The organism is Planktothrix agardhii, from assembly GCF_904830935.1.
Lineage (GTDB): Bacteria > Cyanobacteriota > Cyanobacteriia > Cyanobacteriales > Microcoleaceae > Planktothrix > Planktothrix agardhii.
Genome location: NZ_LR882952.1, coordinates 1,421,450 through 1,434,426 on the forward strand (window position 1 = coordinate 1,421,450; position 12,977 = coordinate 1,434,426).

The window sequence follows — 12,977 nt, forward strand, 5'->3', positions numbered from 1 at the left end:
ATGTTAACGAGTCTGCAAAATCCATTGGTGAAGCAAATTCGCAAGCTGCATCAAGCCAAGGGACGCAAAGAACACCAGTTATTTTTACTCGAAGGAACCCACTTAGTAGAAGCCGCCTGTGAGGTAGGCTATCCCCTCACCACGGTGTGTTATACCTCCTTCTGGCAAGGGCGTCATCAACCGCTCCTTGAACGTTTAAGCCAAGATACCCCCCGATGTGAATGGGTGAGTCCAGAAGTATTGGAGGCGATGGCCACAACTGTTCATCCCGATGGCGTGATCGCCCTCGCACCTCGAATTCCTTCTAAACCCCAGACCCTTGAGGGTTTAGGGATTGCTTTAGAAACCCTGCAAGACCCGGGTAACTTAGGAACTATTATTCGGACAGCAGCAGCCACGGGGGTAGAGGGGTTATGGTTGAGTGCCGATAGTGTAGATTTAGACCACCCGAAAGTATTAAGGGCTTCTGCGGGGGCTTGGTTTGGTTTAAATAAAACCGTTAGCCCTAACTTAGCCAGGGATATCAGCCATTGTCAGCAACAGGGATTACAAATTGTAGCGACAGTCCCCCAGGCTTCGATGTCCTATTGGCAATTGGATTTGACCCGGCCGACCCTGCTGGTATTTGGGAATGAAGGGGTTGGACTTTCTCCCGATATTCAAGCCCTAGCAGACCATCAGGTTCAAATTCCATTACAGCGAGGGGTAGAATCTCTGAATGTGGGGATTTCTGTCGCCCTTATGCTCTATGAAGCCCAACGCCAACGCCAAGCTATTTAGGGAAAGTTATTCTTGGGGGTTGTCTGAAGTTGAAATGTTTTGATCGTGTAGATATTGTTCAATATCAGAGATCGCAGCCTCCAAATCCGATAGGCTAATGGCTTCGCGGACTTTGGGGGGAGAAGGAACAGAAACAGTTTGTTCTGGCGGTGCGGGCCGAGGGTTAGGAGTCACTGCCTCCGACTCTTGAAATGCACGCAATAATTCTTGATCAAAAGACTCAATAAATTTTTCGGCGGCACTACGACGAAGATCCTGGGGTTTTTGATTCATGACGGGGTGACTCCTGAAACGGTGAATCTTTGCTGCTTGCTACAAAAAACAACCCGATTAACTCAGATTCCGAAAGATAAAACGGTCGGGGAACAGCAAGGCGAGGAAAAAAGGTATAAACAAGCTTATTGCCTAAAACTAACCTAGCACGTTTATCAGGGCAAATTTGTTTTGGTGTCGATTCAAATAGACCTGATATACAATTGGGGGGCATCGGTGGAGGGAAAAATCCTCGATTTCTTAACAATTGGGCTTTTTCAGTCCGTGTGTTGGATTAGAATATTAATCTGAACCTGAACCTGGATTTGTGATATTCAATTTTGATGGAGCCGTTTATTCATGGATGAGAAAACCCCAGCAATTATTAGACCGAAACCGGCACTGGAGATTCGACTCACACCTGCTGGAAGCGAAAAGTCAGTCCGTCCCACCGATTCGCCATCTGATCGGGATAAATCTTCGTTTGATCGGGATAAACCTTCGTTTAGTAAACCCCGTCGCCCCGATGTGACCCCGCCTAAACCTTGGATTGAACTCGAAGAAGCCCAAAATCAAGGGGGTGAAGTGTTTCATTTGGGGGATCTAATTGAGGTGAGAGCGCCCTGGGGAGATGTGGCGATCGCAGAAATTCAAAATTTCTACGAAGTATCTCCGGGCAGTCTGTGGGCCTGTTTTGTCCCCACCGAAGAACGGGAGAACTGGTCATGGAAAGGCGGATCAATTCGGACAGAACTCTTAAAAAAAGCCTAAAATCAGTTATCAGTTATCAGTTAACAGTTAACAGTGTAAGAGTTATCAGTCATTAGTTGACAGTGTAAGAGGTATCAGTTGAGTAAAATAGGTGAATATTTAAAGGTGCAGTATCAATATGCGCCCCCATTTTTATCTCAATCATCGGGATTCCTTACCCAGTCTGATACTAATACTATGGCTCAACCTCTGGTTACTGCTACAGCCTTGGTGATGCCACCCGAATGGGTGAAACAACTCTATCACGTAGCGGCCCAGTGCAGCGATCACTTATTACTCCAGTTGATTAATCAAATTCCTTCTGAATATGAAGCAACGACTCAATATTTAAACCATTTAGTGGATAATTTCCACTTTGATCAAGTAATGGAATGGGCGAAACAACCTGAAGATTCTGGGAAAAACATACAATGATTGAAAACCAATCCGAGATTTCTAAAGGCAATATTTTGATTGTCGACGATAATCCTGAAAATTTGCGTCTACTATCTATAATGTTGATCCGCCGAGGCTATGAAGTGCGTCAAGCGTTGAATGGAATGATTGCCTTGAGAGCAATTGAAATTCAACGACCCGATATCGTTTTATTGGATATTATGATGCCTCAGATAGATGGCTATGAGGTATGTAAACAGATTAAAAATAATCCTGAAACCGCCGATATTCCAGTGATTTTTTTAAGTGCTTTAGACGAAGTTCAGAATAAAATTAAAGGCTTTGCATCTGGGGGGGCTGATTATATTACTAAACCGTTTCAATTTGATGAAGTTTTAGTCCGGGTTCAAAATCAATTGTCGTTACAATTTGCTCGACAAAAAATTGTAAAATTGAATATGGAATTGGAACAACGAGTTAAAGAACGTACCCAAGAACTGGAAGATGTTCATGCTCAATTACTGAAAAAAGCCCTTTATGATGAGTTGACTGCCCTTCCCAATCGAGTCTTATTTATTCGACATTTAGAATTGACTATTAAACAATTACAAGATTGTCCCAATTATCTCTTTGCGGTGTTGTTTTTGGATTGCGATCGGTTTAAAGTGATTAATGATTCTTTAGGACATTCCGTTGGGGATCAATTATTAGTTGCTATTGCCCAACGGTTACAATCTATCGTATCTAATATTGATATTTTATCTCGATTTGGGGGAGATGAATTTGCGATTTTATTAAGGGATTTAACTGAACCGGAAATTGCGATTCAAACGGCCGAGAAAATTATTGAAGTTTTGGCTGAACCGTTTTCTATTCTCTCCTATCCCATTTATATTAATGCCAGTATTGGAGTTGCTTATAGTCAACCGGACTATACCCAACCGGAACAAATTTTACGCGATGTGGATACGGCGATGTATCGGGCAAAATCCCGAGGCATTTCCTATTATCAAGTTTTTGATTCCAGTATGTATAAAAATGCCCGATCTTTTTTACAGCTTGATGTGGATTTACGCACGGCAATTAAAGAAAAACAACTCAGAGTGAATTATCAGCCTATTGTTGCATTAAAAACCGGAAAAATTGTGGGATTTGAAGCCTTAGTTTGTTGGGAACATCCCCAACGAGGTTTAATCTCTCCTAATGAGTTTATTCCTGTAGCCGAAGAAACGGGTTTAATTACAGAAATCGGCAATTTGGTTTTGCGACAAGCGGGAGAACAAATCTATTGTTGGCAACAACAATTTTCGGAAATTCCCTTAACTGTTAGTATTAATCTTACCCCTCGACAATTTACTCAAAATAATTTAATTGCTCAATTGGATGAAATTGTAGAGCAAACCCATCTCAATTATAATTGTTTAAAATTAGAAATTAAAGAAAGTGCAATTATGAATAATGTCAAAGGCGCACAGATTATATTAAATCAGTTACGAGAGCGAAAAATTCAACTCAGTTTAGATGATTTTGGTACGGGATATTCTTCTTTAAGTTATCTGCATTCATTTCCCGTTGATACCTTAAAAATTGACCGCTCTTTTATTCAGGAATTAGACGAAGATCCTCAACAATTTAGCCTAGTTCCCGTGATTATTAATATTGCTCAAAAAATGGGGATGAATGTGATTGCAGAAGGCATAGAAACCGCCCAACAATTAAAAAAATTAAGACAGTTAAATTGTGATTTTGGCCAGGGGTATTTCTTCTGCGCCCCACTCAACCCCGAACAAGCCTTTAAACTACTCCTATCACCGCCCCAATGGTAATCAATTATCAGTAAACAGTAATCAGTAATCAGTTCATTGATCACTGATTATGGTTAACTGATCACAAATCAAATCTCACACTGATAACTGATGACTGATAACTGATGACTTAACGGGTGATATCAATTTGGATTTTTCCACTAAAATCGGGAATGGGGGGGGCGGGTTTGGTTAACTGTACCCGGACTTTTTCTACTAAGGGTTGTTGTAATAGGGTGTCGGTAATTTCCGTGGCTAATCGTTCCAAAAGGGCGAATTTGCTGGTTTTAATCACGTTCTCAACGGTTTTGATCGTCTGGCGATAGTCGAGGGTATCGGCGATCGCATCACTACTACCCACGGGTCTGAGATCTAACCACAGGGTGATATCGGCTTCAAACCATTGTCCCAAAACCTGTTCTTCGGGTAAATATCCGGTATAACCGTAGCTGCGAATCCCTGAAATGTGGATTGAGTCCATAATTCTAAAAATAAAATGATATTTTCTCAAGAATATGCTATATTAACAAAAGTTTGGGTATGTAGCTCAGTGGATAGAGCATCAGGTTCCGGTCCTGAGGGTCGGGGGTTCGAGTCCCTCCATACTCGTTAAGGTTAAAAGCTTACTGTTTAAAAGTTACAGGTCATCTTTTCCCTGTCGTTTTAGGAATTTTTCTATTGGGGTAATCCTAAAACTGCATTTCCAATATATTTCTAAAATTTATTCTTTGAGATGACCATGTTCTCGTAATAGGGCTCGAGTTTCGGCTAACCAACCCGTTTCATTCGAGGCTGAAAAATCAGTATTTCCCGATGATAGATGGGTGGGATTGAGTTGTTGAATAGCCACTTGATAGGCTTGTTTATAATGGGCGATCGCAGCTTCTAATTCATTTTGCTGTTGTAACCCCTGGGCTAACCGTTGATGGGCAATAACGTGCTGGGGATCACGATCTAATACCCGCCGATAACAGATCATCGCCTGACTAATTTGTCCCCGTTTTCAAAGTGCATTTCCTAAACTAAAATAATCCTCTTTTAGAAAATCTTCCCAATCTGAATAGATAATAGCAATTAAGTTTCAAAGACTTATGAACCAGATTGAAAATGAAAAAAAGATTAATTTTCTCTTAACTTAGCTGTAAAAATATTGACACCATAAATCAACCTTAACCCAAATAATCCTCAGCACCAGACTGAATTAATCCCAATTAGTTCCCCAATCATCTTAACTTAATGTCTTAGTGCCTTTGTGGTTACTTTAATAAAGGATTTAACCAATACAAAATTTGTTTTTTCAGTTGGTTTAAATCTTGATAAACTGCTTGTTTAATCCATTGGCCAATAGCATCTAAAGGGGTAAAGGTTTCTCCCACTGACCAGTTGATATTTTGGCCCAGGGGAGTTTGATGATCGCCATTTAATTTTTGTAAAGTAGTTAACCCTGGGAACTTTTGATCTAAAATATGATGTAAATTAGAGGTTTGATCGAGGGTATCTTTAGAGAATTTAATTAAAAGGTTTCTTCTAATTTGATAGCGATCGCTAACTAAAAGGTTCGTTTCTTCGGGAGAAGGTGTAAACTCTACATCCATGAATTGTGAAATTTGTTCAACTAAAGGAATAGATTGACTGGCGGCATAATTATTAAAGGACATTAAAATATTTCCTGAACGTTCGACAGGAAATAAAGAACCAATTAACAAATGAATTTTACACCCCATACTATGTCCTAATCCATAAATGGGTAAACCGCGCCGTTTTAAGAATTGCAAATCATATAAATCATATAATCCATCTTCAAATATCTCGAAAACTTCTTGAGCGATCGCTGTATGATCTAGGTTATTGATAAAAGGAGTGGCCACAATTGCATAACCTTGATGGGCGAGTTCTTCGAGTAAACAACGATAGGTTAAATGGGGTAAAGTTGCTACAAAAGCACCCCCCAAAAAATGCAGTATTGCTTGAGGGCGCGGGGGAATTAACACCCAATTTCCTGAAATAGAAAGCCAGTCCATTAGATTTTTAGATTATTATTTTGATGTCACACTAACACCCTCTATAGTAAGAATTTTAACTCTATTATAGAGGGCTTTATATTTATTTTACCTTAATTTATGAATTTTTGGAAAATCCAATTAGGCTTTAGTCCGATGGAATTTAGTCAGTATTTGTGCCGCGAAGACACCGCCGATAAATCCGAATAAATGTCCCTGCCAAGAAATCCCATATTGTGAGGGTAAAACCCCCCAAATTAAGCCCCCATAAAGCCAACCAACCACTAAGGATAAGGCAATAGAAACAAAACTGCGTTCAAAAAATCCTCTTAACAGTAGAAATCCTAAGTATCCAAAAATAACTCCACTCGCCCCAATATGAATTGTATTAGGTGAACCGAATAACCACACTCCCAAACCACTGATAATCATGGTTATGAATGTGACAACAAAAAAGTCTTTAACATCCCGCAGCATCACAAACCAACCCAGTATGATCAAGGGTAAGGTATTGGCGGCTAAATGGTTGAAATTTCCGTGTAAAAAAGGAGCAAAGAAAATACCTTGTAACCCTTGAATATGATGGGGACGAATTCCTAAACCATTTAACGAGTCTCTAAATACAAAAAAATCAATAATTTCAATTATCCACAGGAAGGCAACAATTCCCCCTAAAATTAGGATATGGCTTTTGAGTTCCTGAGTCAGTGATGTTTCAGTTCGGTTAGACATAATTGTTTAGGGTTGTAAAATAACGGGATTTTAGTTAACTACAAAACTAGATCCCGTCGTTTCTGATTCGGCTAAGATTAATTATATGATAGTCAAAAATCTAGTCAATTGTCCATGAAAAATATTAAATTAGGAAAATACCTCAGCTTAAATGATTTTTGTACCTGTACAAATACTTATCAAAAATATTCAGATAAAATTAGTCCTTATCCTACTTCCGAACAATCAATTCAGGCATTAAAAAACCTAAATTATTATATTGTTGATCCGGTTATTGATTATTTTGGTTTAGCTAAATTTAAACTAACCTATGGTTTTTGTTCCCATAAATTAAGAATTTATTTAGACAAAAAAGATCCGATTACCGGAATAAAAAATGGTCGCGTAGCTCCTAAATTGGATCAACATATTGGCCATGAAGTTAAAAAAAATGGAGAATATTACTGTAAAAGGTTAGGGGCGGCTTGTGATTTCCTAATTTTAGATTTAGATAGTGATCAATTAGTGGATTGGATTTTAAAACAACAACTTCCTTTTGATTCTCTATATTTTTATGGCAAAAATCGACCGATTCATATCAGTTATGGCCCCCAACATAAACGAAGCATTTGGGCATTTACTCCCACGGGAAAACCCACTCAAAAAGGAATTGAACTTTGGATTAAATATAGCAATCCTAAATAGGTTTTGGTAGGGGCAATTCATTAATTTCCCCTACCACAAAGTTTAGTATTGTCCTAAGCTTAATGGGTAGCTCTATACAAAGATACAATTTTTGTATATAATATAAGAATATAAGTATATTAGTTAAAGCAGTCTTAAAATACTCAGATTGATTAGTCTAATTTATTGATATAAAAATATTGGGGTTAACATGGTCAAAAGTGTTGAGGAAATTTTAGAATTAATAGAAGCGTTAATTATTGCTAAAGGGAAAAACTCTCTGAGTTATATCCAGAAAATTATTTTAAAAGAAGCCCTATTAGAAAATAAAAAAACCTATGATCAAATTGCTGAAGAAAATGGCTATTCCCCCAATTACTTAAAAAATGGAGTTGCTCCGCACCTTTGGCAACTTTTATCGGATATAGTGGGGGAAAAAGTCGGTAAAACCAATTGTCGCTGTTTATTAGAAAGAGAATTAAGCGAGAAAAATAGCCATGAAATATTTCCAAAAATCAATTTTAACGAACATAATATTTTAGAATCCCCACAGGGTCAAGTTCCGCTTAATTCTATATTTTATATTGAGCGATCGCCCATTGAATCAACTTGTTATCAAGAGATTCAAAATCAAGGAGCATTACTGCGAATTAAAGCCCCTAGGAAGATGGGTAAAACCTCCTTAATGGCCCGAATTTTAGATTATGCTCAACAACAAGGTTATCATCCCGTTCGTTTAAGTCTCCATCTGGCTAGTGGTGTAGTCTTTACTTCAACGGAAAAATTCCTCCGTTGGCTGTGTGCAAATGTGACTCAACAGTTGAAATTAGAGTCTAAAATAGATGATTTTTGGGATGAAGATGTGGGAACATTAGTCAGTAGTTCCCTCTATTTTCAAGGATATTTATTAGAATTAATTCAAGAACCGATTATTTTAGCTATTGATGAAGTGAATCAATTATTTGAGTATCCGTCCTTAGCTCGGGATGTCTTAGCTTTATTACGATCTTGGCATGAAGAAACTAGAGATATTAGTAATTGGAAAAAATTAAGGTTTGTAATTGTCTATTCAACGGATATTTATATTCCTTTAGATACGAATAAATCTCCGTTTAATGTAGGTTTAGGAATTGATTTGCTTCCGTTTAATATTAGTCAAATTAAAACTTTAGCTCAACGATATGGATTAAACTTAACAGATCAAGAGTTAACACAATTTACAGAATTTGTAGGAGGATTTCCTTTTTTAGTTAGATCAGCCCTTGATCATAGTGTCCGTCATAATTTTTCTATTCAAGAGTTACTAGAAAAAGCCACCAGTGATACAGGAATTTATGCAGATCATCTGCACGAACAGTTATGGCTACTTGAACAAGATCCTGATTTAGTTACTGCTTATCAAGAAATTATTAGTACAAATCAACCTATTAAAATTGAACAAGTGAAAGCGTTTAAACTAAAAAGTATGGGACTGGTTTATATTGATGAAAATTTAGTTACTCCCAGTTGTGAGTTATATCGTCAATATTTTCAAGAATGTTTTAGGGAAGTTTGATAATACAGAAACCGGGTTTCTCCTAGAAACCCGATTTCTATGAATTAATTCCTTAATTGTACAGGCATGACTAAATAAGTCATTTTAATCCCGCCTAACGGATTAACAATAACTGGAGTTGTGGCGGCATTCAATTGCAGGGAAACTTCTGAGGTATTAAATACTTTCAAACCCTCTAATAAGTATTTAACATTAAACGCTAACTCCTTGGGTTCATCCCCAGAAATTTGAGCGGGCAGAGATTCCAAAGCATTTCCCACATCGGCGGCTTCTACGGATAAAGCAATGATTTGATTAACATGATCAATACTGCATTTAACAATATCATTCTTTTGGGAAGCTAAAACCGCAATCCGTTCTAGGGCCCCGATAAATCCCCGCCGATCTAAATTAATTTGATTTAAAAATTGATGGGGAATTAACTGTTGATAAGCCGGATAAGCCCCTTCTAATTTACGGGTATTTAACCGTTGTTCCCCCAGTTCAAAAATCACTTGACTCTCATCAAATCGCAAGGTAATCACCACGGGAGAATCATCTTTAGAGCCGCCGTGATTGTCAACAGTTCGCATCGCCACCATGCGTTCTACTTCCCTTAAAGCCCTAGCTGGAACTGTTACCTCAAATTCCTCTAATTCCTCATCGGGATCGGTTTCACTTAAATTTTCTGTTTGCACAACTGCTAATCTGTGACCATCCGTTGATGCAAATTCAATCGTATTATTTTGAACTTTTAAATGTACTCCCGTTAACACCTGTTTAGTTTCATCGGAACTCGTAGCAAATAACGTACCCTTCAATCCCGAAATTAAAGATTCCGCCGCTAAATGAATAGAATCCCCCGTTTCAATAGAAGGTAATTCGGGATATTCTTCCGCCGCCATCCCTCGAACTTGATACTTTCCTGAACTGGAAGTTAAATTAACAATTGCTTCCCCAACTTCATCATCAATGGTAATTTCTCCCCCAGGTAAACGGGAGACAATATCATTAAATAATTTAGCCGGAACAGTTAAGGTTCCTCCCTCCGTGACCGTCGCCGACATACTCGCCCGAATCCCCAAACTTAAATCAAATGCGGTTAAATTTAACCGTTGATTTTCTGCATCAGCATCAATTAAAATATTCGATAAAATTGGATGATTCGGGCGGGATGGAATTGCCCTCGATACCCAAGATAAATTAGAACTTAATTTGTCCTGCTCAACAATAAATTTCATAGTTAACCTCCATTAGTATGTGTTAGCATAATAATAATGCCGACAATTTCTGACGTTCACGAGAGAACCAAACCCCTGATTATAACCTAAAAACCTCTCGATATCTTTTTTGATTACAGTTAATACCGCAAACCGGGGGCTTGGAAAAACCCAGCAAGCCGAGGAAATACCTCAAAACTACTGATGTTATCAATACATGAAAATTACATCTGACAAAGAAAATCGTAAAAGCCCTCTCTGGAGCCTGTTTCTGTTGATAATTGGAGGTGGGTTAGCCTTGATGGGCGATCGCTGGTTAGCCACCCGTACCGCTTCAACTGTTCCGCCCTCAATCGCTGAAACTCCTGTCGAAACTGCCCCCGCCCCTGCTGCTAATTTCAACGGTCAGGCTAATTCTGCCTCCAGTCCGACTAGCTGGTTAGCTCAAAAAGTGGCTGCAAAGCCCGTAGATTCTAACTTTATTGTCGATGCTGTTAACGAGATTGGGCCGGCTGTGGTTCGGATTAATGCCTCTCGTCAAGCCAAGCGCCGAGGATTGGAGCAGTTTGGAAATGGCTTTCCCGAAGAATTTTTTGGGGCGACTCCCCCCAAACGCCGCTCCGATGGCCCGATTGAACAGGGGACTGGTTCCGGGTTTATTCTCTCGGCCGATGGCGTGATTATGACTAACTCCCACGTTGTAGAGGGAACTGAGCGGGTGCAAGTGGTTTTAAAAGATGGTCGTCGCTTCGATGGCAAGGTATTAGGATCGGATGCGGTGACGGATGTGGCCGTAATCAAAATTGATGCTGATAATTTGCCTAGCGTAAAAATTGGCAATTCTGAGGCCCTATCCCCTGGGGAATGGGCGATCGCCATTGGCAACCCATTAGGATTAGATAATTCGGTGACGGTGGGAATTATTAGCGCCACCGGACGGTCAAGTAGTGATATTGGCGTTCCTGATAAACGGATTGGTTTTATTCAAACCGATGCCGCCATTAACCCCGGAAATTCTGGGGGGCCACTATTAAATGCCAAGGGAGAAGTGATCGGAATGAATACCGCTATTATTAGTGGTGCTCAAGGTTTAGGCTTTGCCATTCCGATTAATAAAGCTCAACAAATTGCCCAACAATTAGCTACAACTGGACGGGCAGAACACGCCTATTTAGGTATTGAAATGGTCACACTCAGCCCGGAATTATATCAAGAATTAAAAGAAATCCCCGATTTAGATTTCCCCATTACTCAAGATAATGGTGTGTTAATTATGAAGGTAATTTCAGGTTCCCCGGCGATGAAATCTGGATTAAAACCAGGAGATATTATTGTAAAAATTGACGAAAAACCTATTACAAAATCCGATAATGTTCAGGAATTAGTTCAAAATAAAAATGTCGGAATACCGATGAAAGTAGAGCTAAACCGTCAAGGAAATTCCCTAATCTTAGAAGTTAAAACTGGCAATATGCCGCAGGAGCAGGGGATTAACTAAGCTGTTTATTGTTGAATGGAAAGAGATTTATGAGTCAAATTTTAGGCATTTTTGAATTGGGCAACCAAGTTTTACGACATTATGCTGATCCGATTAATAATGTTAGGGAGGAGCGAATTCAAACCTTAATTGATAATTTAATTATCACCGCATCTCAAGCTAATGGAGTGGGGATTGCCGCGCCTCAAGTGGGAATTAGCAATCGCTTATTTATTATTTCCTCCCGTCCCACATTGCGCTATCCTAACGCACCCTTGATGGAACCCACAGCCATGATTAACCCTAAAATTCTTAACCATTCTCACGAAACAATTAAAGACTGGGAAGGCTGTTTAAGTGTCCCTGGAATTAGGGGATTAGTTCCTCGGTATCAGGCTATAGAAATTGAATATACCAACCGAGAAGGAGAATTATGCTATCAACAATTAACAGATTTTGTCGCTAGAATCTTTCAACATGAACTCGATCATTTGAACGGAATTGTATTTGTAGATCGGGTTGAAAGTAACCAAGATTTAGTTACCGAAGCCGAATATCAAAAACAGATCGCTGATTTTCACGGATTTCGCTGATTTCACAGATTAGATTTGTTTTAATCTGTGAAATTTATCAAAAACGGATCGCTGATTTTCACGGATTTCGCTGATTTCACAGATTAGATTTGTTTTAATCTGTGAAATTTATCAAAAACGGATCGCTGATTTTGCGGAATGGTTCCATTGATTATTGTAGAATGTTTGTAAGTCAATTTTAAGGAAAATAATTAACGCCATGACCATTAATTTAAGTAAAGGTGAACGAGTTAGTCTATCTAAAGAAGCACCCGGTCTCAAAAAAGCCGGAGTGGGATTAGGATGGGATACTAACGCTTCTGATACTGGGGCTGCTTTTGACTTAGATGTGTCGGTATTTATGATCGGGAGTAATGGTAAAATTCCCAACGAACAATATTTCGTATTTTATAATAACCTAAAATCTCCCGATGGTTCAGTAGAATCTTTAGGAGACGATCGCACCGGAGAAGGAGGCGGAGATGATGAAACAGTTTTTGTTGAGTTAAATACTGTTGATCCTAATATTCAAGAAATTGTCTTTGTTGTCACTATTTACGAAGCCGAAAACAGAAGACAAAATTTTGGACAAGTTCGTAATTCCTATATCCGAATTTATAACAATGAAACCGACGTCGAGATCACTCGCTATGATTTAGAGGAGGACTTTTCCAGAGAAACCGCCATCGAAATCGGTCGCCTCTATCGCAAAGACGGTGAATGGAGATTTCAAGCCGTTGGACAAGGTTATAATTCAGGTTTAGAAACCTTTGTTAAACAGTATACCTAAAAAGAT

At 38.9% G+C, this 12,977-nt stretch carries 15 protein-coding genes and 1 tRNA gene; 10 read left to right on the forward strand and 6 right to left on the reverse strand.

The window, feature by feature from the left end; genetic code table 11:
* Nucleotides 1–780: a TrmH family RNA methyltransferase gene (locus tag NMG88_RS06645; protein WP_026797240.1), complete on the forward strand. Its 780-nt coding sequence runs from the start codon at nt 1–3 to the stop codon at nt 778–780.
* A gap of 6 nt (nt 781–786) precedes the next feature.
* Here the strand turns inward: NMG88_RS06645 and NMG88_RS06650 are convergent, their stop codons facing one another.
* Nucleotides 787–1,053 (reverse strand): hypothetical protein, encoded by a 267-nt coding sequence (locus tag NMG88_RS06650; protein ID WP_026794358.1) that lies wholly within the window; start codon nt 1,051–1,053, stop codon nt 787–789.
* Between the two features lie 339 nt (nt 1,054–1,392).
* Here NMG88_RS06650 and NMG88_RS06655 point away from each other — a divergent pair, with 339 nt between their 5' ends.
* The 3 genes from NMG88_RS06655 to NMG88_RS06665 all read left to right on the forward strand — a co-directional run bounded on the left by NMG88_RS06655 (nt 1,393) and on the right by NMG88_RS06665 (nt 4,004).
* Nucleotides 1,393–1,803 (forward strand): hypothetical protein, encoded by a 411-nt coding sequence (locus tag NMG88_RS06655; RefSeq protein WP_081846341.1) that lies wholly within the window; start codon nt 1,393–1,395, stop codon nt 1,801–1,803.
* Nucleotides 1,804–1,881: 78 nt separating this feature from the next.
* On the forward strand, nt 1,882–2,217 hold the full coding sequence (locus NMG88_RS06660; RefSeq protein ID WP_158442878.1) for a hypothetical protein: 336 nt from the start codon (nt 1,882–1,884) through the stop codon (nt 2,215–2,217).
* Nucleotides 2,214–4,004 carry a putative bifunctional diguanylate cyclase/phosphodiesterase gene (locus NMG88_RS06665; protein WP_042152884.1) on the forward strand — a complete coding sequence of 597 codons (1,791 nt, stop codon included), beginning with the start codon at nt 2,214–2,216 and terminating at the stop codon, nt 4,002–4,004. Before NMG88_RS06660 ends, NMG88_RS06665 begins: the two co-directional genes overlap by 4 nt.
* 109 nt (nt 4,005–4,113) lie before the next feature.
* Here NMG88_RS06665 and folB read toward each other — a convergent pair whose 3' ends face one another.
* On the reverse strand, nt 4,114–4,464 hold the full coding sequence (gene folB, locus NMG88_RS06670; RefSeq protein ID WP_026789102.1) for a dihydroneopterin aldolase: 351 nt from the start codon (nt 4,462–4,464) through the stop codon (nt 4,114–4,116).
* Nucleotides 4,465–4,519: 55 nt separating this feature from the next.
* On the opposite strand from folB, the gene NMG88_RS06675 reads away from it, so the two are divergent.
* Nucleotides 4,520–4,592: transfer RNA gene (locus NMG88_RS06675), tRNA-Arg, on the forward strand.
* A 112-nt stretch (nt 4,593–4,704) separates the two neighbouring features.
* Here NMG88_RS06675 and NMG88_RS06680 read toward each other — a convergent pair.
* From NMG88_RS06680 to NMG88_RS06690, 3 genes are all read right to left on the reverse strand, one after another.
* Entirely contained in the window at nt 4,705–4,962 is a 258-nt protein-coding gene (locus NMG88_RS06680) for a hypothetical protein (RefSeq protein WP_042152887.1), read from the reverse strand.
* A 277-nt stretch (nt 4,963–5,239) separates the two neighbouring features.
* Complete coding sequence (locus tag NMG88_RS06685) at nt 5,240–6,004, reverse strand: DUF1350 family protein (protein WP_026789099.1); 765 nt, start codon at nt 6,002–6,004, stop codon at nt 5,240–5,242.
* Nucleotides 6,005–6,124: 120 nt separating this feature from the next.
* Complete coding sequence (locus NMG88_RS06690) at nt 6,125–6,715, reverse strand: rhomboid family intramembrane serine protease (RefSeq protein ID WP_042152891.1); 591 nt, start codon at nt 6,713–6,715, stop codon at nt 6,125–6,127.
* A 114-nt stretch (nt 6,716–6,829) separates the two neighbouring features.
* Here NMG88_RS06690 and NMG88_RS06695 point away from each other — a divergent pair, with 114 nt between their 5' ends.
* A complete protein-coding gene (locus NMG88_RS06695; RefSeq protein ID WP_042152894.1) occupies nt 6,830–7,399 on the forward strand; it encodes a hypothetical protein in 570 nt (189 codons plus the stop codon).
* 190 nt (nt 7,400–7,589) lie between these two features.
* The gene (locus NMG88_RS06700) at nt 7,590–8,933 is read left to right on the forward strand and encodes an AAA-like domain-containing protein (RefSeq protein ID WP_254034334.1); all 1,344 of its coding nucleotides are present in this window, start codon (nt 7,590–7,592) and stop codon (nt 8,931–8,933) included.
* Nucleotides 8,934–8,977: 44 nt separating this feature from the next.
* Here the strand turns inward: NMG88_RS06700 and dnaN are convergent, their stop codons facing one another.
* Complete coding sequence (gene dnaN, locus NMG88_RS06705) at nt 8,978–10,153, reverse strand: DNA polymerase III subunit beta (RefSeq protein WP_227350304.1); 1,176 nt, start codon at nt 10,151–10,153, stop codon at nt 8,978–8,980.
* Nucleotides 10,154–10,349: 196 nt separating this feature from the next.
* Between dnaN and NMG88_RS06710 the strand changes: the two genes are divergently transcribed.
* The 3 genes from NMG88_RS06710 to NMG88_RS06720 all read left to right on the forward strand — a co-directional run bounded on the left by NMG88_RS06710 (nt 10,350) and on the right by NMG88_RS06720 (nt 12,971).
* Entirely contained in the window at nt 10,350–11,630 is a 1,281-nt protein-coding gene (locus NMG88_RS06710; RefSeq protein ID WP_042152899.1) for an HhoA/HhoB/HtrA family serine endopeptidase, read from the forward strand.
* A 29-nt stretch (nt 11,631–11,659) separates the two neighbouring features.
* Nucleotides 11,660–12,202, forward strand: coding sequence for a peptide deformylase (gene def / locus NMG88_RS06715; RefSeq protein WP_227366066.1), 543 nt, complete (start codon nt 11,660–11,662; stop codon nt 12,200–12,202).
* Between the two features lie 199 nt (nt 12,203–12,401).
* Entirely contained in the window at nt 12,402–12,971 is a 570-nt protein-coding gene (locus NMG88_RS06720) for a TerD family protein (protein WP_026789092.1), read from the forward strand.
* The last annotated feature ends 6 nt before the right edge of the window (nt 12,972–12,977 follow it).

Bases quoted from the DNA above. Each gene is read 5' to 3' on its own strand.
- NMG88_RS06645 (WP_026797240.1), top strand. From the start codon at position 1: ATGTTAACGAGTCTGCAAAATCCATTGGTGAAGCAAATTCGCAAGCTG.
- NMG88_RS06650 (WP_026794358.1), bottom strand. From the start codon at position 1,053: ATGAATCAAAAACCCCAGGATCTTCGTCGTAGTGCCGCCGAAAAATTT.
- NMG88_RS06655 (WP_081846341.1), top strand. From the start codon at position 1,393: ATGGATGAGAAAACCCCAGCAATTATTAGACCGAAACCGGCACTGGAG.
- NMG88_RS06665 (WP_042152884.1), top strand. From the start codon at position 2,214: ATGATTGAAAACCAATCCGAGATTTCTAAAGGCAATATTTTGATTGTC.
- folB (WP_026789102.1), bottom strand. From the start codon at position 4,464: ATGGACTCAATCCACATTTCAGGGATTCGCAGCTACGGTTATACCGGA.
- NMG88_RS06680 (WP_042152887.1), bottom strand. From the start codon at position 4,962: ATGATCTGTTATCGGCGGGTATTAGATCGTGATCCCCAGCACGTTATT.
- NMG88_RS06685 (WP_026789099.1), bottom strand. From the start codon at position 6,004: ATGGACTGGCTTTCTATTTCAGGAAATTGGGTGTTAATTCCCCCGCGC.
- NMG88_RS06690 (WP_042152891.1), bottom strand. From the start codon at position 6,715: ATGTCTAACCGAACTGAAACATCACTGACTCAGGAACTCAAAAGCCAT.
- NMG88_RS06695 (WP_042152894.1), top strand. From the start codon at position 6,830: ATGAAAAATATTAAATTAGGAAAATACCTCAGCTTAAATGATTTTTGT.
- NMG88_RS06700 (WP_254034334.1), top strand. From the start codon at position 7,590: ATGGTCAAAAGTGTTGAGGAAATTTTAGAATTAATAGAAGCGTTAATT.
- dnaN (WP_227350304.1), bottom strand. From the start codon at position 10,153: ATGAAATTTATTGTTGAGCAGGACAAATTAAGTTCTAATTTATCTTGG.
- NMG88_RS06710 (WP_042152899.1), top strand. From the start codon at position 10,350: ATGAAAATTACATCTGACAAAGAAAATCGTAAAAGCCCTCTCTGGAGC.
- def (WP_227366066.1), top strand. From the start codon at position 11,660: ATGAGTCAAATTTTAGGCATTTTTGAATTGGGCAACCAAGTTTTACGA.
- NMG88_RS06720 (WP_026789092.1), top strand. From the start codon at position 12,402: ATGACCATTAATTTAAGTAAAGGTGAACGAGTTAGTCTATCTAAAGAA.